The following is a 25,548-nucleotide window of genomic DNA, read 5'->3' as shown; positions in this document are numbered from 1 at the left end:
AGGGCTTTGCGGAAATAGCGGAAATTCCGCGCAATCCACGAAATTGCCCCGCCGCAGCAACAAGACGAAACAATCGCGACATAAGCGGGAAACCGGCTTGATCTAGAACGGACTGAACGTTGCAGTTCTTGAAGGATGTTGCCGATGGCGGCCGGTTCTATGTTCCTCTTTTCGCTAAGCGATCTCAACTCCATCGGCTCCGGCATTTTGATGGCGTTGGCAGGCACGCTTTATGTCACCCTTACCGTTCGTAGGCTGATGGCCACCGTGCGTCATGGATAAGGCACTCGGCAACAGACGCCCAGGGCTCAGGCGCAATCTTGCAGTCTTACTTTTCATAGCCTCCGCGACGCTCGTCGCCACGATAGGGATCGCCCCGTTCGTCTTCCTGATCTGGATGGTCACGACCGTCGCACGCTGGCTTGGTTTTTTCATCGGCTTTTGAGACACGAAGCTCGCCATGATGCGGCGGAGCGGAAGGAGCCCGGCAAAACGGCAGTGCGCCGGGCTCTTTTTTTCGATAGACCGGGCTCAGCGCAGCAGCGCCTGCGCCTCCTCGATGCCGAGTGCTGCCGGCTGCGTGCAGGTTGTGGTCATCTCGATGAAGCGGCCTTCTTCCCCGGATTTGAGGATGGAGGTCATCACGTCGATACCGTGCAGGGAGCGATCCAGCGAGCAGCGGGCATCGCGGCCTTCAAGGATAGCAATCGCCATATCGGCCAGGCCTGCCGTGCGATAGTTGGCGCGCGGGCCATTCGGGCTTTCCTGGTTGGCAATGCCGAAGGGATGCGCCCAGTCTTCCAGCGGCTGGATATTTTTGTCGCGTCCGCTCGCCTCCACCACACCGCCGAAGAAGTTGGGGTCCGGCACGTAGATCGATCCTTCCGTACCGTAAAGTTCCATATTGGCGTGGCGATGCGACCACACATCCCAGCTGGCCGAAAGTGTGATCGTTGCTCCGTTCACGAATTCCAGAAGCGCATGGATGTTGGTAGGCGTTTCTACCGGGATGATCTCGCCGTTCAGCGGCTGGCTGGTCACCGTTCGGGTGGGGTTGGCCATTGATGTCAGTGCGCCAACGCGCTTGACCGGGCCGATGAGGTTGATGAGGTTCGCCACATAATAGGGGCCAAGATCAAGGATCGGCCCGCCCCCCTTCAGGAAGAAGAAGCCCGGATTGGGGTGCCACATCTCCATGCCGGGGCTCATCACATGGCAGGTGCCGGAGGTGATGCGCCCGACCTTGCCCTCGTCGATATATTGCCGGGCAAGCTGATGCGCGCCGCCAAGGAAAGTATCAGGCGCGCAGCCAACGGAAAGGTTCTTCTCGCGGGCGATGCGCCGCAACTCCTCGCCTTCCTCCAGCGAAAGCACCAGCGGCTTTTCCGAATAGACGTGTTTACCCGCCTCGAGTGCCGCTTTCGACACGGGAAAATGCGCGGCGGGAATGGTGAGGTTCACCACCACGTCGATGTCCTTGTTGGCGAGGAGTTCCTCGATCGACTGCGCCGTGACACCAAATTCTTCTGCCCTCAGTTCCGCCGCATTGCGGTTAAGGTCGGCGCAGGCCAGCACCTTGATGCCCTTGAAGAGCGGTGCCAGCGAAAAGTAAGCAGACGAGATGTTGCCGCACCCGATGATGCCGACGCCCAGTTCCCTTTGCATGATGAAAACTCCGGATTGATGCTCAATAGGTTTTGAAGGATGCGATGGAGCGAGTGATCAGCCGATCGATATCCTTGGGATTGTCGTGTTCGACCACGAAATGTTTCGTGGCGGATTTTGCCCTCAGTGCTGCCACGAGGGCCTTCCAGTCCACCGTGCCGTGGCCGACATCCGCCCAGCCGTCCTCATCCGCATTTTCGCCTGATGGTGCGATGTCCTTCACGTGCACGGCGGTAATGCGCTTGCCGTAGCTTTCGATCCAGGCGAGCGGATCGGCATTGCCTCTGATAATCCAGGCGATATCCGCTTCCCATTTCAGGTCCGGTCCGCCGGCAAAAATCTGCTCCTGCGGGGTGGAGCCGTCCGGGAGCACCTGGAACTCGAAATCGTGGTTGTGCCAGCCGAAGGTCAGCCCGGCATCCACGAATGGCTTACCCGCTTCCTGCAGGCGCTTGCCGAAGGCGAACCAACCAGCCGCGTCCGCCGGGCGCTGGTCGGGCATCAGGTAAGGGCAATAAATCGCTTCCACGCCCAGAACCTTGGCGATGTTCAGAGCCTTTTTCGGATCACCCTCGAGAAGGTCAAGGCCGAAATGGCCGGTCGGCATGGCAAGACCATTGGCATCGAGTTCGGAGCGCAGGCTGTTCAACCCAGCGTCATCAAGCGAGGCGTACATGGCGCCGTAACCTTCGACATGTTTGTAACCAGCCGCCGAAAGCTTCTTCAAAATATTGGAAAACGGCTGGAAATTGCGGGCGCTGTAAAGCTGGAAACCGAGTTCTGTCATTATCTCCTCCATAGAGATGTGGGTGCTTGGGATGGTGTTGGGGGTAAAACGGGGCCCTTCCTAAAGCCGCTCTTCGCTCTGTGCGTCGAACAGCGAGGCCATGGTGAGGTCTAGGCCGAGGCGAACCCGGGTGCCCGGCGCAAACCGCCTGTGGCCGCCAACGCGCACGGACAAGGTATGACCGGCATGTTTGAGCCAGATCAGATTGTCGGCGCCCATCGGCTCCTCGATGTCAACGATCGCCTCATGCACCTCGCCGCTGACGATGTCGGCATCGACGCGCACATGTTCGGGACGCACACCGAGAACCACGGCACGACCGGCGACAAGCGGCGCCTCCGGCTGATAACCATCCAGTGAGAAGGTGACGCCGTTGGTGGTGAAGACCACCTTGCCGTCCTTCTCGATCAATTCGCCACGCAGGAAATTCATCGAGGGCGAACCGATGAAGCCCGCGACGAAGAGGTTCCTTGGCTTGTTGTAGATGGTGACGGGATCGGCAAGCTGCTGGATGACGCCGCTTTTCATGATGGCGATACGATCAGCCAGTGTCAGCGCCTCGATCTGATCGTGTGTCACGTAGATCATGGTGTTTTTCAGCGCCTGGTGCAGCCGTTTGATCTCGACGCGCAGTTCCGAGCGCAGCTTGGCATCGAGGTTGGAAAGCGGTTCATCGAACAGGAACACATCCACATCGCGCACCAGCGCCCGGCCGATCGCCACGCGCTGGCGCTGGCCGCCGGAAAGCTCGGCGGGCTTGCGCTTCAGGAGTGGTTCGATCTGCAATATGCCCGCCGCCCTTTTGACGCGCCGGTCGATTTCCTCTTTCGGAACCTTGGCGACCTGAAGGCCGAAGGAGAGGTTCTTCTCCACCGTCATCTGCGGATAAAGCGCATAGGACTGGAACACCATGCCGATGCCACGATCCTTCGGCTCCTCCCAGGTAACGTTGCGGTCCTTGATGAAGATTTGCCCGTCGGTTGGCTCCAGAAGGCCCGCAATGCAATTGAGAAGTGTCGACTTGCCGCAGCCGGAAGAGCCGAGCAGCACGAGGAACTCGCCGTCGTAAATATCGAGATTGAGGTCTTTCAGGACGGTAACGGCACCGAAGGACAGGGAAAGATCGCGAATGGAAACGCTTTTGTTCATATAACTCAACCTTTTACTGCGCCTGCGGCGATGCCACGGACGAAAAGCCTGCCGGAGACGAAATAAACGATCAACGGCACGGCCCCGGTGAGAAGGGTTGCAGCCATGTTGACGTTGTATTCCTTCACGCCCTGCACGGAGTTGACGATATTATTGAGCTGCACCGTCATCGGGTAATATTCCGGCCGCGTGAACACGACGCCGAACAGGAAGTCGTTCCAGATGCCGGTGACCTGCAGGATCATCGCCACGACGAAGATCGGCAGCGACATGGGCAGCATGATGCGAAAATAGATCTGCCAGAAATTGGCGCCATCAATACGTGCCGCCTTGAACAATTCCTCCGGCAGCGACGCGAAATAGTTGCGGAAGAGCAGCGTCAGGATCGGCATGCCGAAAATCGTGTGCACGATCACGAGGCCGGTCAGCGTGCCATAAATGCCCAATTCGCGCAGCACGATGACGATCGGGTAGATCATTACCTGATAGGGGATGAAGGCGCCGATGATGAGGATCGAGAAGAACAGTTCCGAACCCTTGAACTTCCAGTTCGCGATGGCGTAACCGCTGACGGAAGCCACGATGATCGAGATCACGACCGACGGTATGAGGATGCGTACCGAGTTCCAGAAGCCGCGTGAAAGCCCGTCGCAGTTCAGCCCGGTGCAGGCATTCGCCCAGGCTTTCACCCAGGGTTCGAAGGTGATTTCCACCGGTGGCGCGAAAATGTTGCCGAGCCGTATTTCCGGCATACCCTTCAGAGAGGTGACGACCATCACGTAAAGCGGCAGCAGGTAGTAGGCGGCAGCGACAAACAGCGTGCCATAGAGAATGATGTTGCGGCGGGAAAACGTTTTTTTCGGCTTCTTGCCGCGGGGACCGGAAAGGTCCGTGGCAACCGCATCGGTTGCGGCGGCGACCGTGTTCAATGTGCTGATATTAGCCACGCTTCTTGCCTCCGAATTCGAGGTACGCCCATGGAATGACGATAATGGCGACGGTCAGAAGCATCATGGTGGAGGCGGCAAAGCCCTGCCCCAGGTTCTGCGCCTGGAACATGTAGTCGTAGACATATTTCGCCGGCACTTCGGATGCGATGCCCGGTCCGCCACTGGTCTGCGCCACCACCAGATCGTACACCTTGACGATGCCGCTCGCGATAATGACAAGCGTGGTGATGAAGACCGGCCGCATCATGGGAATGATGATGAGGATATAGGTCTTCCACATCGGAATGCCGTCGACGCGCGTCGCCTTCCAGATATCCTCGTCTATGCCGCGAAGACCGGCCAGCATCAGGCACATGACGAGCCCCGTGCCCTGCCAGAGCGCAGCAATCAGGATGCCGTAGATAACGATCTCGGAATTATAAAGCGGGTCGAAGGTGAAGCTTTCCCACCCCATCGAGCGGACCACCGACTGAATGCCGAATTCCGGGTTCAACAGCCATTGCCAGACAAGGCCGGTTACGATGAACGACAGAGCAAAGGGATAAAGGAAGATGGTGCGGAAGGTGTTCTCGAAACGGATCTTCTGATCCATCAGCGCCGCCAGCACGAAGCCGATCACCAGACTGAAGATCAGCGACAGAATGCCGTAGATCGCCAGATTCTGGATGGAAATGATCCAGCGCGGCGCGGCCCACAACCGCTCATACTGGTCGAAACCGATGAAGCTTGCACGTGGCAGAAGCTTGGAATTGGTGAATGAATAAATCACCGTCCAGACCGTTCCGCCGAGAAAAATCACGACGGCGGTCAATATCATGGGAATGGAAGCAATCTTCGAATTGAGATTGCGGAAAAGCTGGTTGGGGCGGCCGGAGCGCGCTAGACCCGCCATGGATGACCCTCCTGTAACGTTGCCGTTGATAGCCAGGCAAGGTCTCAAAGACCTTGCCCCAATCCTCCGGGCTTGCGCGTTTACGCATCCCGCAGGGAGCTTGCGGCGGATGGATGCCACCCGCCGCACAAGAGGTTGCGGTTAGTCAGCGGAACCGATGATGCCGGCGAAGCGCTTCTGTGCATCTTCTGCAGTCATCGCGCTGGCAAAAAACTCTGCCATCAGGTCTTCTTTCTGCTTCTGCGTATCAGCAGAAATCAGCTGGTCTGTGCTGGTCAGCGCATTGCCCTTGGCCAGAATTTCCAGACCCTTCTTCATGCAGTCATTGGCCGCATTGAGGTCGACGTCGCCACGGATCGGCAGCGAGCCCTTCTTAAGGTTGAAAGCCACCTGCGTTTTAGGATCGACGATGGTTGCGGCCAGAACGTCCTGCGCCTTGGATTTTGCTTCATCCTTCAGCAGCGGGAAATAAAAGGCGTCGCCGCCGGTGGTGAGATAGTCATTAAGGCCGAGACCCGGCAGGCAGGTGTAGTCCGTACCCGCCTTCTGGTTGGCAAGCTGGAACTCGCCCTGCGCCCAGTCGCCCATGATCTGGCCGCCGGCCTTGCCTGTTATGACCATGTTGGTGGCCTGGTTCCAGTCCTGAACATTTGTGCCCTTGGCCATGTCGCGGGCCTCGACGGCGGCCGCAAAAATCTTGGCCATGTCAGGACCGGCCGCTGCTTCGGCATCCTTGTCGCCATAGACCTTCTGATAAAGATCCTTGCCGCCGATCGAAAGCGTCAACGTGTCGAACAGGCCATTGGCCTGCCATGCCTGACCGCCGAGCGCGAGCGGCTGGATGCCGGCTTTTTTCAGTGCCGGTGCTGCGGCAGCAAATTCAGTCCAGTTCTTGGGAACTTCGACGCCCGCTTTCTTGAACGCTTCGTTGGAAAGCCACAACCATTGCCAGGAATGGATGTTGACCGGCGCGCAATAGATCTTGCCGTCGATGGTGCAGCTGTCGAGCAGGCTTGCCGGCTTTATGACGTCTTTCCACTTGCCCTTTTCGGCAACGTCGGTCAGGTCGCGCATCAGGCCGGCCTGCACCAGCTCTTCGGCCTGTCTGCCATGGTTGAACTGGGTGGCACCCATCGGGTCGCCGCCGGTGATACGGCTGATCATGATCGGACGGGCGGTGCCGCCCGAACCGGCAATAGCGCCGTCCACCCACTTGTTGCCGGTGGCATCAAAAGCCTTGGCAAGTTCGGCAACGGCAGCGGCTTCACCGCCCGATGTCCACCAATGGGTAACTTCAAGATCGGTAGCCCCAGCGACACCCGCCGGAATCATAACACTGGCCAAAAAGGCCGCAGAAATAAAGCGCATTCGCATGAGTCTCCTCCCTCACTGAAACGTTGCAGTTGGAACGTAAGCGAAGATTTTTGATTAGGCAACCGCCTAAAAAATGAATCTCGCCGCAGCTCGCCGCGCTGTGTCGAGCAGCTACAAACGTGCCGAACGGCTAGATTTTGTTGAGAAAGAAGATTGGGAAATTGGAAGGATGCCGAATGGCACGACAAAGACTGCGCACCGGTAATCTGCAGGCAACGTAGCATCTTCATAGTCTTCCGACTTTGGCGTCGGTTCCTGCGCACAGAGTGCCAAGCCCGCATGGACGGGCGAACATAAGGTGAGCGATGGCAAAACGTTGGCACATTCTTTTGATGATCGGTCTGGCGGGCGTGTTATCGCTTTTGCTCGCACCGTTCGAACGACTGGCGGCGGGACAGGATCTTTCCTTCACGATACGGGTTGTGATGCTCGTCCAGCCGGCAGTCCTGATCATTGCTGCGGTGGCGACGGGTCAAGCGCTTGCCGGCAAACTCGGGCTCGGCACTCCGCTGATCGATGCCTGGCTGAAAGGAACCGGGTTCGGGCCAGTCTTGCGCAGGCAAGCCCCAGCAGCTTTGCTGACGGGTCTTATCGTCGGCCTGCTGATGATCGCTTATTCGTCTGTGATCCTGCCTGCCTTCACCGATACGGCAACCATGGAAAAAATGGCGGCGTTTGAAGTCCCACGTGTCACCCGGGTTCTCTATGGTGGCATAACGGAGGAGCTGCTGACCCGATGGGGCTTGATGACATTATTCGCATGGGTGCTCTGGCGAATAGTGGGCAAGGGGCAAGTCCAACCGGTCATGCTGTGGAATGCAATTTTTATCGCAGCGGCCCTTTTTGCCGTGGGCCACCTGCCCTTTCTGTTTGCCATTCCCGTTCATCCGCAACCATTGCTGATTGTCAGTGTCATGCTCGGCAATTTTATCCCCGGACTGATGTTCGGGTGGCTGTTCTGGCGTCGCGGGCTGGAAGCAGCGATGCTTTCCCACGCTTTCGCCCACTGCGTGAATGCAACTGTCTCCTGATCCGTCGAGCCGACAGATAAGTCAGGGATTTATCATCCCGGCCTCGCCGGCCGGGATAAAATGCCGCGTCGGTGCGCGCAGCAGTCCTAATGCCTCTTATAATCATCCTCGATGCGGATGACGTCGTCTTCGCCAAGATAGGCGCCGGTCTGGATTTCGACCAACTCGAGCGGAATCTGCCCCTCATTGGCAAGCCGGTGCGGTTGACCAATCGGGATATAGACGGACTGGTTTTCCGTCAGCAGCCGGGTTTCGTCGCCAATCGTTACGGTTGCCGTGCCCTTGACGATGATCCAGTGCTCCGAGCGGTGATAGTGTTTCTGGAACGAGATGCGGTGGCCAGGATCAACCGTGATGTGGCCCACGCGGTAGCGCTCGTCCACATACATATGTTCGATGTAACCCCATGGACGATACACTCGCCTGTGCGCTTGCGTCCGCGGCGCGTGTTCGCCATCCTTCAGTGTCTCCACCAGGCCCTTCACGTCCTGAACCCGGTTTTTCGGCACCACCAGAACCGCATCCTTGGTAGCCACCACCACCAAATCCTTTGCCCCCACCACGGTCGTCAGCAATTGCGTGGAATGGATCAGGCAGCCCTCGGAATCGATGAAGACGCCGTCGCCCTCGAGCGCATTGTCGTTGCCGTGCTTGTCGGCGATTTCCCAGATCGCGTCCCAGCTGCCGATATCCGACCAGCGGAAATGGCCGTGCACCACCGCCATGCGCTTGGTCTTCTCGATCACCGCATAGTCGATGGAGTTTTTCGGAGAGGCTTCGAAGCTCGCCTGATGCAGGCGCACGAAGCCAAGGTCGCTTTCATATTGTTCGACCGACTTCGTTACTGCCGCAAGAATTTCCGGCGCGAATGCCTTGAGTTCGGCAATCATCACGTCGGAACGGAACAGGAAGTTGCCGGAGTTCCAGAGATACCCCTTCTCCAGATAGGAGATTGCCGTCTTCACGTCCGGCTTTTCCACGAATGCCTCGACGATGCTCAAGTCAGCCTCACCATCAATTGCTTCACCAGGCTTGATGTAGCCGTAAGAGGTGCGCGGCTCGGTTGGCACCAGACCGAAAACGACGATATTGCCCTGATCGGCGGCCTTGGCGCCAAGCCTCACGGACTCTGAAAATTTGTCGGCATCCAGCACCACATGGTCGGCGGCGAGCGCCAGCACGAGGCATCCCGGCTCCCGGCGCTCGGCCAGCACGGCGGCAGCGGCCATGGCGGCGGCACTGTCGCGGCGGGCGGGTTCGAGAACCACCGTCGCCGGAAGATCGATCTCCTCAGCCTGGCGGCGGGCGAAGAAACGGAAATCCTCGTTGGTGATCACCAGCGGCTCGGCATAAAGCGCCTTGTCGGCCACGCGCGTCAGTGTCTGCTGATAGGTCGAAAGATTGCCGACCAGCGGCTGGAACTGCTTGGGCAACTGATCGCGCGATACCGGCCAAAGCCGTGATCCCGCCCCACCAGCAAGAAGAACCGGCGTGATCTTTCGAGATTGTTCCGTCACAATAAAAACCTTTCCAACTTTAAAAAACTTCCGGCGGGCCGGACAATATACATATTTACCAATGCTGCCATCATCGGTTCACGGGCGGATAAGCGCAAGCTCATAAGTTCGCCTTGTGAAAGCTTGGTGAATGTCGGACCCGTTTTGCTAACGCAACGCACAGGGTGAGGTTCCGCGCAAAGGGCGATCAATGGCTTTGACAGGCCGCAAAGAAAAACCCGGGCGAATGGCCCGGGTTTCCGTTTTCAGAGCGATGACCTGTCAGGATCAGTTCGGCAGCGCGTAAGCGATCACGTAGTCGCCACGGTCAGGAGACTGACGTGCACCGCCGGCCGAGATGACGACATATTGCTTGCCTGTCTTCGGAGACTTGTAGCTCATCGGGCCGCCCTGGCTGCCGACAGGAAGGCGGGCCTTCCAGACTTCCTTGCCGGTCGCCGTATCGAAGGCGCGCAGATAATAATCTGTGTGCCGGCGATGAAGACGAGACCGCCCTGGGTGGCAAGCGTTCCGCCGAGCGTGGGCATGCCGATCGGGATCGGCAGACCCATCTTGATGCCAAGCGGACCGGTATCCTCAACGGTGCCGACAGGAACCTGCCACTTGATCTGCTGCGTCTTCATGTCAATCGCAGTCATCGAGCCATAGGGTGGAGCCTGGCAGGGAATGCCGAGAGCAGACAGGAAACGGTTCTTGTTCACCGCATAGGGCGTGCCCTTCATGGGAACGACGCCCATGCCGGTATTGACGCTTTCGCCGCCGCTTGCCGTTGCCTTGGTGGGAGCAGCTTCCTTCATCTCAATCCACAGGCCGAGGCGCATGTCGTTGATGAAGATTGTGTTGGTCGTCGGGTCAGTCGAGATGCCGCCCCAGTTCATGCCACCGAGCGAACCCGGGAAGGCGAGGGAGAGGTCCGTGCCCGGCGCCGTATAGAGGCCTTCATAACGCATGCCCTTGAAAGCGATACGGCAAAGAAGCTGATCGAAAGGGGTGGCACCCCACATATCGGCTTCCGTCAGCGTCTGCGCGCCGATTTGCGGCATGCCCACCGAACGCGGCTGCGTTGGTGCATATGGCTCGTTCGGAATGTTGCCGGCCTTGACCGGAACGTCTTCCACCTTGGTCAGCGGCTGGCCAGTCGCACGGTCCAGCACATAGATCTGACCGGCCTTGGTGCCGAAGACCAGAGCCGGAACGGTCGTTCCGTCAGCCTTCGGGAAATCGACGAAGCTCGGCTGCATCGGCACGTCGAAGTCCCATAGGTCGTTATGAACCGTCTGGTAGACCCACTTTTCGCGGCCGGTCGTGGCATCGAGCGCCAGCATGGAAGCGCCGTATTTATGATCGAGCGGTGTGCGCGTCGCGCCATAAAGATCGACCGAGGGGCTGCCTACCGGCATGAAGACCGTGTTCAGCTCCGGATCGTAGGACATGGATGCCCAGACGTTCGGCGTGGAACGGGTGTAGGTCTGGCCCTCGGGCGGCAGTTTGGTGATTTCAGGGTTGCCGGGATCGAAAGCCCAGCGAAGCTCACCCGTCACAACGTCGAAACCGCGCATCACGCCGCCAGGCATATCCACCTGTACGTTGTCAGCGATACGCCCGCCGACCACGACGGTGGTGCCGGCCAGTGTGGGGGCCGATGTCAGCACATATTGCGGGTCCGGCGCATCACCAAGACCGATCTTCAGATCGACGCGGCCGTTGGTGCCGAAATCCGGGCAAAACGCGCCGGTGTCGGCGTCGAGCGCGATGAGTTCCGCGTTGATGGTGTTCATGAGAATGCGGCGCTGGCAAAGCGCGCCGTCAGCTACGATCGCCGGGGTGACAGGCGTTGCGCCCGGAGCGGTCGGCTGCTTCAGCGGCGCCTTGGCATCGAAATAGGCGAGACCACGGCAACGCATCCAGACGGTGGATTTGGCGTTGATTTCGGTCTTCCACTTCTGCGCGCCGGTATCGGCGTCGAGGGCGATGACATTGTTGTGCGGTGTGCACACAAACACGGTGTCGCCGACCTGAAGCGGCGTTTCCTGATCTTCCGCACCGTTCGCGCCGGGGCTGATCGGGATGTCGCCGGTCCGATAGGTCCATGCCACCTCAAGGTTCTTGACGTTATCGCGGTTGATTTCGTCAAGCGCAACAAAGCGGCTGCCGCCCGCCGTATTGCCGTAATGTTCCCAGTTCTTCTGCTCATTTTCCGGCGTTACCGGCGTCAGTGCAGCAACCTCACCCTTGAAGGCGACGGTCGGATGCGGCACGAACATGCCGGCAAAACCGGCAGCGGACGCAATGGCCAGAACGCCAGCAAGGGCAAAGGACGCGCCGTAAGCAGGCGTCTTGCCAGCCGCGCGCCGCAGCAGCGGATAGGAGAGCGCAACCACCGTGGCGCCCACGCCCAACGCCAGCAGGCGGGAGATGAGCGGCCAGAAGTGCAGTCCGGCTTCCCACACTGCCCAAACACCGCTAACGATGAAGACAAGGCCGAACAGGAGCGCGCCGGCAGGCTTGCGCAGCAGAATAAGCAAGCCGGAGACGATCAGCGCGATACCCGCAAAGACGAAATAGAGGCTGCCGCCGAGTGTTGCGAGCTGCCCGCCGCCAATGGCGAAGAACAGTCCCGCAGCGACAATGACAGCGCCGAGCACGAAGAGCCATAATCTGGCTGCAAGCGACGTTGAGGTTGCTGGTTTACTCATGAAATTAAATATCCGGTTAGGAGAGCCGCCGCGAAGGCTGACGCCCGATGATCTTTCAATGCCCGGCCCAGGCCAGACAGTCCGCCGCACTTACGGCTGAGCGAAGATGCGCTGAAGGCGACGAGGCGAAATGGGGAACAATGGTGCGGGAGACTTCCGTGGTGACTGTCATTTTGACCCATTCACTGCAGTTTATCGCCGGCCCCAATGGACGGCGGACAATGTGCTCGAACAAATCCTCCCAAGTTCGTATCGCAGAGGCCCGCATGCGGGCACTGGGCGACCGAAACCTCGGTGCGGTATAACGTCGCCTGCGACAAGATGACAATGCGCAAGACGGGCATTTTTGATAAGCTGCGCTTATACCATATCAACACCTACAACACAAAGACCTCTCCGCCGATGGATATTCGCCAGCTCGCCATTTTCGTGGAAGCCGCAAGGGCCAAAAATTTCCGCGCGGCCGCTTTGCAGCTGGGCATCGCCCAACCGGCCGTAACGCAGCGTATCCGGCAACTGGAAGAGAATCTGGGCTTCAAGCTTTTCCTCCGTGTCAACCGCGGTGTGGAACTTACGCCGGCTGGGCAGTCGATGCTGCTCGATGCGGAGGAAATTCTTGCCCGCACCAAGGGGGCGCTGGAAAAGGCACACCAGATCAGGCGCGGCCAGCTCGGCACGCTGCGCATCGGCTTCGGCACCAGCGTAATGGCGGAACGAAAATTGCCGGCGCTGATCACCCGCTATGGCAACGACCACAGGGAGGTGACGCTTGAACTCCTGCCCGGCATGACGATGGAACAATTGATCGAGCAGGTGGCGACGCGCAAGACAGACGTCGCTTTCATTCGCGCACCCCTGCCCCAATTGCCGCAGAGCTTGCGGGCCATGCCCTTCGACCGCTCCAAACTGTGCGTCGCCCTGCCGGAGCGCCATCCGCTCGCCTCCCGCCCCAGAGTTTCGGTTGGCGATATCGTGCAGGAAAAACTGCTGCTACCGGTGGACGAGATCGGCCTGGGGCTCAGCAGCAGCGCGCTTTCCCTTTTCGAGGATGCAGGCTGTGAGCCGGAAATCGGCACGCGCATCGCCAACGTCAACACCATCCTTGCCCTCGTGGAAGCTGGCGCGGGAATTTCCATTCTGCCGGAAAGCACCGTGCGCTCCACAAGGGGCATCACAGGTGTGCCGCTCGAAAGCGCCGATGCCTGGTCAGATAGCGTGCTGGTCGTCAGACGCGGTCCGCTTGCCCTCCACGTGGAGGCCTTCGTGAATATGGTACGGCAGGCCTACCAGTCCCACCTATAATGCCGACAATACGCACTTAATCGATTGAATCGGCCACAAATTTCGCCACGGCTAAATTTGCTGCACTGAACAACATTCAACGCTTGGCACGCGCGCGAAAAATACAATAACAACGACGGATATTTTTGCACTGTTATCGACACGAAAGCACACTCAGCCCATGTCCGACACGACGAAGCCCGCCAGCCCCAGAACATCGGTTACAGATCAGGAAGCACTGGATTTCCACGCGCAAGGCAGACCGGGGAAACTGGAAATCACCCCGACCAAGCCGATGGCGACTCAGCGGGATCTGTCGCTTGCCTATTCGCCGGGAGTGGCCGTGCCGGTGAAAGCCATCGCCGAAAATCCGGCGACCGCTTACGATTATACGACACGCGGCAACATGGTAGCAGTGATCTCCAACGGCACGGCGATCCTCGGTCTCGGCAATCTCGGCGCGCTCGCCTCCAAGCCTGTCATGGAAGGCAAGTCCGTTCTGTTCAAGCGCTTTGCGGATGTGGATTCCATCGATCTCGAGGTCGATACCGAAGACGCCGACGAATTCATCAATTGCGTGCGTTACCTTGGCCCCTCTTTCGGCGGCATCAATCTGGAAGACATCAAGGCGCCGGAATGTTTCATCATCGAAAGCCGCCTGCGCGAGCTGATGGACATTCCCGTTTTCCATGACGACCAGCACGGAACCGCCATCATCGCCGCCGCCGGTCTCATCAACGCCATCGAACTGACGGGCCGAGACTTCAAGACGACGAAGCTCGTCTGTAACGGCGCAGGTGCTGCTGCCATCGCCTGCATGGACCTCATCAAGGCCATGGGTTTCAACCCCGAAAACATCACGCTTTGCGACACCAAGGGCGTGATCTACCAGGGCCGCACCGAAGGCATGAACCAGTGGAAATCCGCCCATGCGGTAAAGACTGACAACCGCACGCTGACTGAGGCCATGAAGGGCGCGGATGTCGTCTTCGGCCTGTCGCAGAAGGGTGCCTTCACCGAAGAGATGATCCGCTCCATGGCGCCGAAGCCGATCATTTTCGCGATGGCCAACCCTGACCCGGAAATCACCCCGGAAGAAGTCGCCCGCATCCGCGACGACGCCATCATGGCGACGGGGCGTTCGGATTATCCGAACCAGGTCAACAACGTCCTCGGCTTTCCCTATATCTTCCGCGGCGCGCTCGATGTCCGCGCAAGCCAGATCAACGACGCAATGAAGATTGCCGCTGCACAGGCGCTGGCCGATCTTGCCCGCGAGGATGTGCCGGATGATGTGGCCGCCGCCTATCAGGGCAACCGCCCGCGCTTCGGATCGCAATATATCATTCCCGTTCCCTTCGATCCGCGACTGATCTCGGCAATTCCGGTGGCCGTGGCGAAGGCCGCCATCGAAACCGGCGTCGCTCGCCGCGAATTGCCCGATCTCGATGCCTATGCCCGCGAGCTTTCCGCCCGTCGCGACCCCATGGCGTCGACCACGCAGCGCCTTTACGAGCGTGTGCGCCGCTCTCCGAAGCGGGTCGTTTTCGCCGAAGCGGAAGAAGAACAGGTGATGCGCGCGGCGATCTCGTTTACCGCGCAGGGGCTTGGCACCGCCATCCTGCTCGGCCGTGACGACATCATCAAGGCCAATGCGGAGCGTGCCGGCATCGATCTCGACCGCGCCAATATAGAGATCACCAATGCCCGCCTTTCCAGCCGCGTCGATGCCTATGTCGATTATCTCTATGCGCGTTTGCAGCGCGGCGGCTTCCTGCTGCGCGACGTGCAGCGCCTGATCCACAACGACCGTAACCATTTCGCCGCCTGCATGGTGGCGATGGGCGATGCGGACGCCGTGGTCACCGGCGTTACCCGCAACTATTCCACGGCGCTCGAGGATATCCGCCGCTGCATCAACACCAAACCCGGCCACCGTGTCATCGGCGTTTCTCTGGTCGTGTCGCGCAACCGAACGGTCTTCGTGGCAGATACCGCCGTGCACGACATGCCGTCCGCCGAAGACCTTGCCGATATCGCCGAAGAAGCGGCCGGTCTTGCCCGCCGTTTCGGCTACGAACCGCGTGTGGCGATGCTCGCCTATTCCACCTTCGGCCAGCCGGTTGGCGAACGCTCCGACAAGGTGCGCGAAGCGGTGAAAATCCTCGACAAGCGCAACGTCAATTTTGAGGTCGACGGGGAAATGTCGGCCGATGTGGCGCTGAACCATCATCGCATGCAGAGCCAGTATCCCTTTGCCCGCCTTTCCGGTGCGGCCAACGTGCTGGTCATGCCAGCCATCCATTCCGCCTCGATCTCCACCAAGATGCTACAGGAACTGGGCGGCGCGACCGTCATCGGCCCGCTTCTCGTCGGCCTCGACAAATCGGTGCAGATCACCTCGATGGGTGCCAAGGACAGCGACATCGTCAATATGGCGGCGATCGCGGCCTATAACGCCGGTCGGTAACGGTGTGGGAGCGCTCTTCGGGAGAAGGGTGCTCAAAATGCCCCGGCATAGCCAGCATATCCTCGCCCTGTGGCGAGGATATGCCAAAGCGCCGAACCCCGGCACCGTAAGAACAAGATTCTACGATTTCAAATTATTAGGTTATTTTTTCTCACCAGAGAACTTATTGGAACACGATTTTATTTATACAATTTTTTGCGCAACGCCAATTCTCGCTCTCGACGGACGCCTCATGTAGTTTCCACCCACAACCAAAAGGAAATACCCATGGCCCTCTCCTTCTCCAGATTTGCCGCAAAACTCATCGCCGGAACCGTCGCTATCGCTTCGATGGCCACCGCCGCTCACGCGGATGCGACGCTCGACCGTATCAAGGGTCGCGGCAAGCTCACCGTCGGCGTCATCCTGTCCGGCGCGCCTTTCGGCTTCATCGATCCGAAGACGCAGGAGCAGAAGGGCCTCAACATCGACGTCGCCAAGGCGCTGGCCGCCGGTCTCGGTGTGGAGCTGGTGACCGAAACCGTGACCCCGCCCAACCGCGTGCAGTTCCTGCAGCAGGGCAAGGTCGATATTCTGATCGCCAACATGCAGTACACGGAAGAGCGCGCCAAAACGCTCGATTACGTGCCCACCCCCTATGACCGCCAGGGCGGCGCAGCCATCGGTCGAAAGGACTCGGGCATCAAGGACTGGCCGGACCTGAAGGGCAAGATTGCCTGCGTATCGCAGGGCTCCAACTACACCCAGCCGCTGATCGAGCAATATGGCGCGCAGGTAAAGGCGTTGCCGAGCCAGCCGGAATCGCTGCTCGCGCTGAAGGGCGGCAATTGCGATGTCTCCGTGCACGTCAACGGCACGCTGAGCCTGATGCTTCAGGACCGCGCCGATGAGTGGAAGGATTACGGCATCCTGATCCCCACCGACCTTATCCCTTCTGACTCCGTCATCTGGCTGCGCAAGGGCGAGGCCGACACGCAGGCTGCGCTCGACAAGATCGTCAAGGAGCTGCACGCTTCCGGCAAAATGATCGAATTCGCCAAGGCCAACCGCCTGCCGAGCATCGGCTTCATGGAAGAGCAGAAGACGAAGCTCTCCGCGGCGCAGTAACGGCTGGGCAATCCCGCTTGCTCCGTCACCCCGGAACTGGTCCGGGGGACCGGCATGTCGTAGGGGCATCTGCCATCACGGAGATTTCCCCTCACCACTGAGAACGGCCGGTTTCGCCCGCCGTTCTTTTCTGCTTTATAGCAAGACAGGTCATTCTGGCACCGCCTGCCGGGCGGCAGCCGCGACAACAGCATGGATATCCGATGCAGGATGGATTTACAGCGCGTTTCATAGAGTTGGCCGCACATATAGGCCTCAACTATGACTTTCTGAACAGCGGCTACGAGGTTCAGATCTGGCTCGACGGCATGAAGATGACGCTCATCCTCGTCGCCGTCACCCTGCCGCTCAGCCTCGTTTTCGGCTTCATTTTCGCCGCCATGCTCACGTCAGGCAAAGGCTGGCTCGCCGGTCCGGTGCGCGCCTATGTGGAATTGACGCGCAACACGCCGACGCTGGTGCAGCTGATGTGTGGTTTCCTTGTGCTCAACATGTTGATTTCAAACGCGCTCGGCGGCGCGCAGAACAATCCGCTCACCCCGTTCTTCTGGGTCGTCGCCATCACCGGCCTGCACGTTGCCGCCTTCCATGCGGAAGCCTTGCGCGGCGGTATCGAGGCGGTGCCGGCTACCACCATCGAGGCGGCACGGGCCATCGGTTTCAGCTCTTTCGAGATTTTACGTTACGTGGAATTTCCGCTGGCAATCCGCACGGCACTTCCTTCCATCATCAACAATCTCATCAATCTGGTGAAGCTCACCACCGTCGGCTCGGCGATTGCGGTCGGTGAAATCACCTATGCCTCGATCCTGATCTGGACGCAGCGCGACAATGTGGTCGAACTTATGCTGGTGATCCTCATCTTTTTCAGTGTCATCAATTTCATCGTCGCAAGGGCGGGCCTGTGGCTTGAGCGGCGTCTTGCGGTTCCGGGGTTCGGTCAATGAGCGCGGTGGTCTCTCCAACACAGGCGGCGAAGAAGCTGCCTTTCGGCACCATTCTTCTGTGCGGCGTGCTGGTTGCCGTCGTGCTGTGGCTGGTTCTCGATCCCTCGCTCGGACAGGTGCTGCTGGAATGGCTGCCCTATCTGGGCAAGGGTTTTGCCATGAATGTGCTGATCAGCATCCTGGCGATTGCCATCGGCACCATCATCGGCGTCGTGCTTGGCATCATGGAGCTTGCGCCCTATCGGCTCGTGCGCGCGCCGGCGCTCACCTACGTGCAAATCTTCCGCAACGCCCCGCATCTGGTGCTGATTTTCGCCGCGACCTACATCTTCCCCTTCGAGATCGTCGCCTTCGGCAACTACATTCCGTTTCCAGACTGGATCAAGGCCGTGGTCGGGCTTGCGATTCCGGCCAGCGCCCACATCGCCGAAATCACCCGGGGCGCCATCCAGTCCATTCCCACCGCACAATGGGAAGCGGCGCAGGGCCTCGGGTTTTCGCGCAACCAGACGCTGCGCTGGATCATCCTGCCGCAATGCGTGAAGCGCTCGCTGCCGCCGTGGATGAACCTTTACGCCTCCATCACCATGGGCACGGCGCTTGCCTCGCTGGTCGGCGTGCATGAGCTTCTCCACGCCGCAACCGATGCCAGCACCGCCGTGCAGCGCAACGATTTCACCGTCGTGGTCTATCTCACCGTCCTGATGGCGTTCTTCCTGTTCTGCTATCCCGTGTCCCGTTTCACGCAGCGCCTTGAACGGCGCTTCGCTTCCCGCTGATTGGAATACACCATGTCCGCATCCGCCCCCCAAACCGCCGCCAAAGCTCTGGTTGAACTGGAAGGCGTGCACCTGTCCTTCGGCGACAATCAAGTGCTCAAAGGCATTGATCTCACCGTCAACAAGGGCGACGCCGTCTCCATCATCGGCCCTTCCGGCTCGGGCAAATCCACGATCCTGCGCTGCATCAACGGCCTGCTCATTCCGCAATCTGGCAAGATCACCGTGGGGGGCACCCGCGTCGATCAGCTGAAAACGGAAGCTGAGCGCATAACGCTGCGCAAGCGCATCGGCATTGTCTTCCAGCAGTTCAACCTCTTCCCGCATCTAACTGTCATGGAAAATATCAACATCGCGCCGATTAAAATCCTCGGCACGCCGAAGGCGGAAGCCGAGCGTCATGCCCGCGAATTGCTGGAAAAAGTCCGCCTGTCGCAGAAGGTGGATGCCTATCCCGGTCAGCTGTCCGGCGGCCAGCAGCAGCGTGTGGCCATTGCCCGCGCGCTTGCCATGCGGCCTGAACTGGTTCTGTTCGACGAGGTTACCTCCGCACTTGATCCGGAAACCGTCGGCGAAGTGCTCGCCGTCATCCGCGATCTCGTCAATGACGGCATGACCAGCATTCTCGTGACACACGAAATGCGCTTCGCCGAGGAAATCAGCGACAATATCGTCTTCACGGAAAACGGCCTGATCGTTGATCAGGGCACGCCGGAGCACATCTTCTACAAGTCGACCAATCCGCGTATCAACGCCTTCGTAAAGGGCCTCGGCGGACAGGTGGCACGGGTCGCCGACGGCGAAGGGATCTGACGCCATGACCGCCGACGAAAAACTCACCCTTCATCTGGCAGAAGCCATCGCCGCCTCTGATCCGCTCCGCGACGAAGAGGCTGTGACGATCGCCCGCACGGCGCTGATCGACTTTTTTGCCTGTATGCTGGGTGGCGCTTACGACCGAAGCACGAAAATCCTCATCGACAGCTTTACGTCAGGCACATCCGGCACGGCGGGCATTGTCGGCCATGATCTGCGCACGGATGCTTTCACGGCCGCACTCATCAATGGTCATGCGGGGCACGTGCTGGATTATGACGACGTCCATGGCAGCGTGCGCGGCCACCCCACCGTCGCCATCGTTCCCGCTCTATTGGCTGTTGCGGTCGAGGAAGGCTCTACGGCGGATGCATTTATCGCCGCCTATATTGTCGGGCTGGAAACCATGGCGCGGCTTGGCCTGTCGCTCGGTACAAAGCATTACGAAAATGGCTTCCACGCCACCGCGACCCTCGGCCCCATCGGTGCGGCGGCGGCCATTGCCCATCTTCTCAAATTCACCCCGCAGACGACCGCTATCGCACTCGGCCTTGCCGCCACGCAGTCGGCCGGACTTCGCCTGCAATTTGGTTATGATGCCAAGCCCCTGCATGCCGGGCTTGCGACACGCGCTGGCCTCACCGCCGCGCAGCTGGCAAGATCAGGTTTTCAGGGCGCGCCGGATTTTCTGGAAAACCCTATCGGCTTTTATTCCGCCTTCGCCTTTGGCGCGGAACAGCCGAAACGGCTCCTGTCCGGCTGGGGTACACCCTGGCAGATCGTCTCTCCCGGATTGACGCTCAAGGCATTTCCCTGCTGCACCGCCAGCCACCCTGTTGCCGTTGGTGCGCTTGCACTGCGCAGCGCCAGTGATCTGGCACCAGATGAAATCGAAACTGTCGTCATCACCTTCCCCCCGGGAGGCGATGCCGCTCTTGTGGGTTCGGCCACACCCGCCACGGGCATCGATGCGCGTTTCAGCGCCGAATATGTCTTCGCCGCCGCACTGACGGATGGCGCACTCGGCATCAGCCATTTCGACGAACGCCCTGCACGCGCCGACCTGCTTGGACTTTCCGCAAAAGTCTCGCGCCGGCACGACGAGACCGCCCGCCGCCTCTCGCCGGATCCTACCACCCGTTTCGTGGTCATCGACGTGACGAAGAAGGATGGCACGGTGCTGTCGCGCCGTATTGACGGTCTTCCCGGCATTGATGACCCCACGGAAAAATTTGCCGACGCCACCGGCGGCAATGAAAAATTCGCCGGAATTCCGGCACTGGTGCGGACCATGAAAACCTCAGCCGACCTCAAGAAGCTAGAAGCGCTTCTGGCAACGCAAATATAACACGACCGAAATAAAGGCATGATCACCATGACCACGAATACCCGCAAAAGACAGATGCATCTTGGCCTGTTCCTGCAAGGAGCCGGCCACCACGTTTCCGGCTGGCGTCACCCGGATGCGGAAGCCGGCAGCGAGAATTTCGACCTGTTGACCCGTGTCACGAAAATGGCCGAAGATGCCAAGTTCGACATGGTCTTTCTGGCCGATGGCCTCACAAGCGGCGTCGACGCCCATCCCTCGATGATCGCCCGTTTCGAGCCGCTTACCCTGCTTGCGGCGCTTGCCATGGTGACAAACAAGATCGGACTGGCCGCCACCGCCTCCACCACCTATGGTGAGCCCTACCACACCGCACGCGCCTTCGCCTCCATCGACCATCTCAGCCACGGACGTGCGGCGTGGAACATCGTTACCACCTCCTATGCCCGCACGGCGGCGAACTTCTCCAAGAGCCATCCCGAGCATGACGAGCGTTATGCCGTTGCGGAAGAATATGTGAACGTCGTGCGTGGCCTGTGGGACAGCTGGGACGACGACGCCTTCGTCAAGGACAAGGAAGGCGGCCGCTACGTCGATCCGCAGAAGGTCCACATTCTCGATCACGAAGGCAAATATTTCACGGTGAAGGGGCCGCTGAACATTCCGCGTTCGCCGCAGGGTCACCCAGTTCTCATTCAGGCCGGCTCCTCCGGCCCGGGGCAGGATCTCGCCGCCCGCACTGCCGATATCGTCTTCACAGCCCAGCAGGCCATTTCCGAGGCGCAGGCCTTCTACACCAGCCTAAAGGCGCGAGTGGAGAAATTCGGCCGCGATCCCGCAAGCGTTGCCGTGATGCCCGGTTTCATGCCCATCATCGGCAAGAGCTTCGAAGAGGCCGGCGAGAAGCTGAAGGAGCTGAACCGCTGGACCGACATCAAGAGCGCCATGCCGTTGCTTGAGGAACGCATCGGCCATAGCCTTACCGAGTATGATCTCGACGGCCCGCTGCCGGACCTGCCTATTTCCGACCAGTTGCGCAGCCGCGCCGAACTTTTGACAGAACTGGCGCGCCGCGAAAAGTTGACGATCCGGGAACTGGCGCTGCGCGTTGCAGCTGGTCGTGGCCACCATATCGTCATGGGCACGGCCAAGGACGTTGCGGATCGCATGCAGGAGTGGTTCGAGAACGGCGCGGCAGACGGCTTCAACGTCATGCCGCCCTTCTTCCCCGGCGGGTTGGAAGAATTCAACCGCGAAGTCGTGCCGCTCTTGCAGGAACGTGGCCTGTTCCGCAAGGAATACGAAGGCTCGACGTTGCGCGACCATCTCGGCATCAACAGGCCTGCCCTGCGGGCATAAAAAACGGATGCCCGGCGACGGGCATCCGTATGACAAGAGGCTCACGTGGAAGCAGGCTGTCGCCGATCCGTCAGGCTGCTTTCCTTCCCGACAGTTTCACACTGTGGCTCGTCCGCGACGAGTTGGATGAAATGGATGCCCCGTCGTCGCGCTGGGTCGCGCGGCGGTTCAGTTTGAACAGGCTGACCAGTTGCGCCAGCACATCCGCACCCTGGGCAAGTGTAGCGCTAATGGCGGTCGTGCGCGCGCTCATCGCCGCGTTCTCCTGCGTCATCCGGTCGAGCTGGTTGACTGCGCGGTTGATTTCGCTGATGCCTAAGGCCTGTTCATCGGCGGCCTTGGCGATCATATCGACATTGCCGTCAATGTGCTTCACCAGCGCATCGATCTGCTTCAGCGCCTCACCCGTCTCGCCAACAAGCCGCACGCCTTCCATAACTTCGGTGCCGGAATTGTTGATGAGCGCCTTGATTTCCTTGGCGGCACTGGCGGAGCGTTGCGCAAGTTCGCGCACCTCCTGTGCCACGACCGCAAAACCCTTGCCCGCATCACCCGCGCGCGCGGCTTCGACGCCCGCATTCAGGGCAAGAAGGTTGGTCTGGAAGGCGATTTCGTCGATAACGCCGATAATCTGGCTGATTTCCCGCGATGCCGTCTCGATGCGCTGCATGGCGTTGACGGTACGCCCAACGACTTCGGTGGAAGCCGCCGTTGACGTCCGCGCACTCTGAACGAGTTTTCGGGTTTCCTTGGTGTTTTCCGTCGATGCCCGTACGGTCGCGGTGATTTCTTCCAGCGCCGCCGAGGTTTCCTCCAGCGCCACGGCCTGCTCACGCGATCTTTCAGCGAGATGAACAGAGGCTTCGCTGACTTCCTGGCTGCTTCTGGTCAGGTCATCGGTCTGCCCAAGAACATTTTCCAGGGTTTTCTGGAATTCGGCGATGGACTTGTTGAAATCCCGTCTCAGCCCCTCGAACTCACCCACGAAAGGCTTGTCGAGCGTGACGCGGATGTTGCACTGGGAAAGACGCTCAAGCGCCGCGCCCAGTTCTTCCACCGCATGCACGCGGTCCGTTACATCGAAGGCAAATTTCACCACCTTGACGACTTTTCCCCGCTCGTCGATGATCGGGTTGTAGGACGCCTGGATGAAGACGCGTTTTTCGTTCTTGCCAAGCCGCATGAACTGACCGGTCGAGAACTCTCCCTTACCAAGATCCTTCCAGAAATTGCGGTACTCTTCGGACTGCACGTAGCCACGCTCACAAAACATCGAATGATGGTTGCCGATGATCTCTTCCGCCGTGTAGCCGAGTGCTGTGAGGAAGTTTTCATTCGCGGAGAGAATTTTCCCCTCGGGCGTGAACTCGATCATCGCCTGCGCACGCGAAAGCGCTGCCAGCTTGCCGTTATCCTCGGTGCTTCGGCGCTTCGTCGCCGTGATATCGGAAGCGATCTTGACCACCTTGTAAGGTTTGCCGAAACGAAAAACCGGATTGTAGGAGGCTTCAATCCAGATGTCGTCGCCGGTTTTCGACCGCCGCCGATATTGGCCCTGATCGTATTCGCCGCGTGAGAGTTTCGCCCAGAAGGCCTTGTATTCGGGTGACGCTGCATCTTCGGGAGACAGGAACATGCTATGGGGGTGTCCGATGATTTCTGATTGCTGATAGCCGACCGCCTTGCAGAAATTGTCGTTCGCTTTCAGAATTTTGCCAGTCAGATCGAACTCGATGATGGCTTGCGAGCGGCTTAGGGCATCAAGTACCGCAGATGCGTCCGTACCGAGTTTGAAAAATTGAGACATGTCTTTGAACTCCCAACAATAACTTGTATGCGGACCTTTCCTCCTCGATGCCAAAGAGATGAAAATAAAGGATCGGTCTGCGTGTACGCGAAACCTAGCCGGACACCGTTAAATAGCAATTAATGATGACCCATAACTATTGGTCCAATGACCGAAACTGTTGGCAAGAATACTTCAGACCGAGCTGCCTTTACCAACCCGTCCGCACCGGATGAGAACCGCTTATTTGCCACAGTGCTGATATTTCTGCCGCCGCAGAGCGATACGGGCTTTCATCGGTACGGCATTCATTGTTATGGCGGGCTTGAAAGATTTGTGTTGCAGGAGCGCCGATGACCAAAACCCTGAAATGCGACGTGCTGGTGATCGGCACCGGCATTATCGGTTCCATGGCGGCGCTTTACCTGCAAAATGCCGGGCGTGAGGTCTTTCTTCTGGAGCGCGGTGAAGTTGCCCGCGGCGCAAGCTCCGGTAATGCCGGCATCCTGGCCTTTCCCGAAATCATCCCCATTCCCGCCCCCGGCATCATGAGAAAAGCACCGCGCTGGCTTTTCGATCCGCTTGGCCCGCTCAGTGTGCCGCCTGCTTATGCGCCGAAGATCGCGCCGTGGCTGTGGCGTTTCTGGCGCGCCAGCGCTGAGCGCAACTTTCGCCACGGCCTGAGAACGCTCAGCGAGATCAACCGGCTGTCTGCCACCGAAATGGCCCATGTCGCGGCCATGCCGGAGCTCTCGCACTTTGTCGCGAAAACCGGCACGCTCGATCTTTACGACAGCGAAGCCAGCCTCAACGCTGCCCGCAAGGACTGGGATGAAAAGGAACAGGCAGGCTTCTCTTCCAAGCGTGTCGCCCGCAACGAGATAGACGAATTGCAGCCGGGTCTTGCCCCGCAATTCCGCCACGCCATGTTCTCGCCTGATGGCTTGCAGGTCTCCAATCCCTACGACTTCACCCGTGCCATTTTCGACCTGGTGATCGCCCGTGGCGGAAAGCTGCGCAAGGGCGAGGCAGAACGCATCGACGCCGTCGGCGAAAGTACGATCGTGACCCTGGAAAACGGCGACAAGATCGACGCCGACAAGGTGGTGATCGCCTGCGGCGCGTGGTCCAAGCCGCTTGCCGCAACACTTGGCAACATCGTGCCGCTGGAAACCGAACGCGGCTATAACACCACCCTGCCCGCCGGCGCCTTCAACCTCACGCGCCAGCTTTATTTCAACGACCACGGTTTTGTCGTTACACCGCTATCTTCCGGCATCCGCGTTGGCGGCGCAGTCGAGTTGGGCGGTCTGGAGTTGAAGCCGAATTTCAAGCGATCCGAGGCCATGCTCAAAAAAGCCGGTCGTTTCCTGCCCGGTCTCAAGGTTGAAGGCGGCCAGCAATGGATGGGGTTCCGCCCTTCGATGCCGGACTGTCTTCCCGTCATCGGCACCGCGCGCACAACACCTTCCGTCATCTATGCCTTCGGCCATGGTCATTTGGGGCTGACGCAATCGGCAGCTACCGCCCGCCTCGTGACGCAACTGGCAAACGGCGAGGAGACCGCAATATCGGTCGATCCGTTCCGTCCGGGGCGTTTTTCCTGACAATGCGG

The 25,548-nt window shown here is 59.4% G+C and carries 19 protein-coding genes and 1 pseudogene; 11 read left to right on the top strand and 9 right to left on the bottom strand.

Annotation, left to right across the window (positions count from 1 at the left end):
* Window positions 1–144 precede the first annotated feature (144 nt).
* Window positions 145–282, top strand: coding sequence for a hypothetical protein (locus ACZ5A6_RS16965; protein WP_464111194.1), 138 nt, complete (start codon window positions 145–147; stop codon window positions 280–282).
* A 249-nt stretch (window positions 283–531) separates the two neighbouring features.
* Here the strand turns inward: ACZ5A6_RS16965 and ACZ5A6_RS16960 are convergent, their stop codons facing one another.
* From ACZ5A6_RS16960 to ACZ5A6_RS16935, 6 genes are all read right to left on the bottom strand, one after another.
* On the bottom strand, window positions 532–1,665 hold the full coding sequence (locus ACZ5A6_RS16960; protein WP_003510945.1) for a Gfo/Idh/MocA family protein: 1,134 nt from the start codon (window positions 1,663–1,665) through the stop codon (window positions 532–534).
* Between the two features lie 22 nt (window positions 1,666–1,687).
* Window positions 1,688–2,452, bottom strand: coding sequence for a sugar phosphate isomerase/epimerase family protein (locus ACZ5A6_RS16955; protein ID WP_065704077.1), 765 nt, complete (start codon window positions 2,450–2,452; stop codon window positions 1,688–1,690).
* A 60-nt stretch (window positions 2,453–2,512) separates the two neighbouring features.
* Complete coding sequence (locus ACZ5A6_RS16950) at window positions 2,513–3,601, bottom strand: ABC transporter ATP-binding protein (protein WP_003510949.1); 1,089 nt, start codon at window positions 3,599–3,601, stop codon at window positions 2,513–2,515.
* 5 nt (window positions 3,602–3,606) lie between these two features.
* Complete coding sequence (locus ACZ5A6_RS16945) at window positions 3,607–4,548, bottom strand: carbohydrate ABC transporter permease (protein ID WP_003510950.1); 942 nt, start codon at window positions 4,546–4,548, stop codon at window positions 3,607–3,609.
* Window positions 4,541–5,443 (bottom strand): carbohydrate ABC transporter permease, encoded by a 903-nt coding sequence (locus ACZ5A6_RS16940; RefSeq protein ID WP_003510951.1) that lies wholly within the window; start codon window positions 5,441–5,443, stop codon window positions 4,541–4,543. The genes ACZ5A6_RS16945 and ACZ5A6_RS16940 overlap by 8 nt, the downstream gene beginning before the upstream one ends.
* 141 nt (window positions 5,444–5,584) lie before the next feature.
* On the bottom strand, window positions 5,585–6,817 hold the full coding sequence (locus ACZ5A6_RS16935; protein WP_026330684.1) for an ABC transporter substrate-binding protein: 1,233 nt from the start codon (window positions 6,815–6,817) through the stop codon (window positions 5,585–5,587).
* 305 nt (window positions 6,818–7,122) lie between these two features.
* Here ACZ5A6_RS16935 and ACZ5A6_RS16930 point away from each other — a divergent pair, with 305 nt between their 5' ends.
* Complete coding sequence (locus ACZ5A6_RS16930; RefSeq protein WP_065704079.1) at window positions 7,123–7,848, top strand: CPBP family glutamic-type intramembrane protease; 726 nt, start codon at window positions 7,123–7,125, stop codon at window positions 7,846–7,848.
* 86 nt (window positions 7,849–7,934) lie between these two features.
* On the opposite strand, the gene ACZ5A6_RS16925 is transcribed toward ACZ5A6_RS16930, so the two are convergent.
* A complete protein-coding gene (locus tag ACZ5A6_RS16925; protein WP_111789776.1) occupies window positions 7,935–9,365 on the bottom strand; it encodes a mannose-1-phosphate guanylyltransferase/mannose-6-phosphate isomerase in 1,431 nt (476 codons plus the stop codon).
* 267 nt (window positions 9,366–9,632) lie between these two features.
* Window positions 9,633–12,061, bottom strand: a pseudogene (locus ACZ5A6_RS16920) (glucose/quinate/shikimate family membrane-bound PQQ-dependent dehydrogenase).
* A 327-nt stretch (window positions 12,062–12,388) separates the two neighbouring features.
* On the opposite strand from ACZ5A6_RS16920, the gene ACZ5A6_RS16915 reads away from it, so the two are divergent.
* The 8 genes from ACZ5A6_RS16915 (at window position 12,389) to ACZ5A6_RS16880 (ending at window position 22,147) form a co-directional block, all read left to right on the top strand.
* Window positions 12,389–13,363: a LysR family transcriptional regulator gene (locus ACZ5A6_RS16915; RefSeq protein WP_162696582.1), complete on the top strand. Its 975-nt coding sequence runs from the start codon at window positions 12,389–12,391 to the stop codon at window positions 13,361–13,363.
* A 160-nt stretch (window positions 13,364–13,523) separates the two neighbouring features.
* Window positions 13,524–15,812: an NADP-dependent malic enzyme gene (locus tag ACZ5A6_RS16910; RefSeq protein ID WP_003510961.1), complete on the top strand. Its 2,289-nt coding sequence runs from the start codon at window positions 13,524–13,526 to the stop codon at window positions 15,810–15,812.
* 267 nt (window positions 15,813–16,079) lie between these two features.
* The gene (locus tag ACZ5A6_RS16905) at window positions 16,080–16,919 is read left to right on the top strand and encodes a transporter substrate-binding domain-containing protein (protein WP_019564695.1); all 840 of its coding nucleotides are present in this window, start codon (window positions 16,080–16,082) and stop codon (window positions 16,917–16,919) included.
* A 203-nt stretch (window positions 16,920–17,122) separates the two neighbouring features.
* Window positions 17,123–17,866, top strand: coding sequence for an amino acid ABC transporter permease (locus ACZ5A6_RS16900; RefSeq protein WP_003510965.1), 744 nt, complete (start codon window positions 17,123–17,125; stop codon window positions 17,864–17,866).
* On the top strand, window positions 17,863–18,645 hold the full coding sequence (locus ACZ5A6_RS16895) for an amino acid ABC transporter permease (protein ID WP_013761604.1): 783 nt from the start codon (window positions 17,863–17,865) through the stop codon (window positions 18,643–18,645). Before ACZ5A6_RS16900 ends, ACZ5A6_RS16895 begins: the two co-directional genes overlap by 4 nt.
* Before the next feature lie 12 nt (window positions 18,646–18,657).
* Entirely contained in the window at window positions 18,658–19,458 is an 801-nt protein-coding gene (locus ACZ5A6_RS16890) for an amino acid ABC transporter ATP-binding protein (RefSeq protein WP_065704188.1), read from the top strand.
* A 4-nt stretch (window positions 19,459–19,462) separates the two neighbouring features.
* Entirely contained in the window at window positions 19,463–20,809 is a 1,347-nt protein-coding gene (locus ACZ5A6_RS16885; RefSeq protein ID WP_019564697.1) for an MmgE/PrpD family protein, read from the top strand.
* Between the two features lie 18 nt (window positions 20,810–20,827).
* Window positions 20,828–22,147: an LLM class flavin-dependent oxidoreductase gene (locus tag ACZ5A6_RS16880; protein ID WP_003510972.1), complete on the top strand. Its 1,320-nt coding sequence runs from the start codon at window positions 20,828–20,830 to the stop codon at window positions 22,145–22,147.
* Between the two features lie 70 nt (window positions 22,148–22,217).
* On the opposite strand, the gene ACZ5A6_RS16875 is transcribed toward ACZ5A6_RS16880, so the two are convergent.
* The gene (locus ACZ5A6_RS16875) at window positions 22,218–23,954 is read right to left on the bottom strand and encodes a methyl-accepting chemotaxis protein (RefSeq protein WP_112292092.1); all 1,737 of its coding nucleotides are present in this window, start codon (window positions 23,952–23,954) and stop codon (window positions 22,218–22,220) included.
* A 332-nt stretch (window positions 23,955–24,286) separates the two neighbouring features.
* On the opposite strand from ACZ5A6_RS16875, the gene ACZ5A6_RS16870 reads away from it, so the two are divergent.
* Window positions 24,287–25,540, top strand: coding sequence for an NAD(P)/FAD-dependent oxidoreductase (locus tag ACZ5A6_RS16870; protein WP_065704190.1), 1,254 nt, complete (start codon window positions 24,287–24,289; stop codon window positions 25,538–25,540).
* The last annotated feature ends 8 nt before the right edge of the window (window positions 25,541–25,548 follow it).

Source organism: Agrobacterium sp. 6Ca8 (assembly GCF_055382765.1).
Note: the sequence above shows the minus strand (reverse complement) of the source record. Positions and strands in the feature narration are given on the sequence as shown.

Excerpts from the sequence above, each read along its gene's own strand:
- ACZ5A6_RS16965 (WP_464111194.1), top strand. The coding sequence starts at position 145 with ATGGCGGCCGGTTCTATGTTCCTCTTTTCGCTAAGCGATCTCAACTCC.
- ACZ5A6_RS16960 (WP_003510945.1), bottom strand. The coding sequence starts at position 1,665 with ATGCAAAGGGAACTGGGCGTCGGCATCATCGGGTGCGGCAACATCTCG.
- ACZ5A6_RS16955 (WP_065704077.1), bottom strand. The coding sequence starts at position 2,452 with ATGACAGAACTCGGTTTCCAGCTTTACAGCGCCCGCAATTTCCAGCCG.
- ACZ5A6_RS16950 (WP_003510949.1), bottom strand. The coding sequence starts at position 3,601 with ATGAACAAAAGCGTTTCCATTCGCGATCTTTCCCTGTCCTTCGGTGCC.
- ACZ5A6_RS16940 (WP_003510951.1), bottom strand. The coding sequence starts at position 5,443 with ATGGCGGGTCTAGCGCGCTCCGGCCGCCCCAACCAGCTTTTCCGCAAT.
- ACZ5A6_RS16935 (WP_026330684.1), bottom strand. The coding sequence starts at position 6,817 with ATGCGAATGCGCTTTATTTCTGCGGCCTTTTTGGCCAGTGTTATGATT.
- ACZ5A6_RS16930 (WP_065704079.1), top strand. The coding sequence starts at position 7,123 with ATGGCAAAACGTTGGCACATTCTTTTGATGATCGGTCTGGCGGGCGTG.
- ACZ5A6_RS16915 (WP_162696582.1), top strand. The coding sequence starts at position 12,389 with ATGCGCAAGACGGGCATTTTTGATAAGCTGCGCTTATACCATATCAAC.
- ACZ5A6_RS16910 (WP_003510961.1), top strand. The coding sequence starts at position 13,524 with ATGTCCGACACGACGAAGCCCGCCAGCCCCAGAACATCGGTTACAGAT.
- ACZ5A6_RS16905 (WP_019564695.1), top strand. The coding sequence starts at position 16,080 with ATGGCCCTCTCCTTCTCCAGATTTGCCGCAAAACTCATCGCCGGAACC.
- ACZ5A6_RS16900 (WP_003510965.1), top strand. The coding sequence starts at position 17,123 with ATGCAGGATGGATTTACAGCGCGTTTCATAGAGTTGGCCGCACATATA.
- ACZ5A6_RS16895 (WP_013761604.1), top strand. The coding sequence starts at position 17,863 with ATGAGCGCGGTGGTCTCTCCAACACAGGCGGCGAAGAAGCTGCCTTTC.
- ACZ5A6_RS16890 (WP_065704188.1), top strand. The coding sequence starts at position 18,658 with ATGTCCGCATCCGCCCCCCAAACCGCCGCCAAAGCTCTGGTTGAACTG.
- ACZ5A6_RS16885 (WP_019564697.1), top strand. The coding sequence starts at position 19,463 with ATGACCGCCGACGAAAAACTCACCCTTCATCTGGCAGAAGCCATCGCC.
- ACZ5A6_RS16880 (WP_003510972.1), top strand. The coding sequence starts at position 20,828 with ATGATCACCATGACCACGAATACCCGCAAAAGACAGATGCATCTTGGC.
- ACZ5A6_RS16875 (WP_112292092.1), bottom strand. The coding sequence starts at position 23,954 with ATGTCTCAATTTTTCAAACTCGGTACGGACGCATCTGCGGTACTTGAT.
- ACZ5A6_RS16870 (WP_065704190.1), top strand. The coding sequence starts at position 24,287 with ATGACCAAAACCCTGAAATGCGACGTGCTGGTGATCGGCACCGGCATT.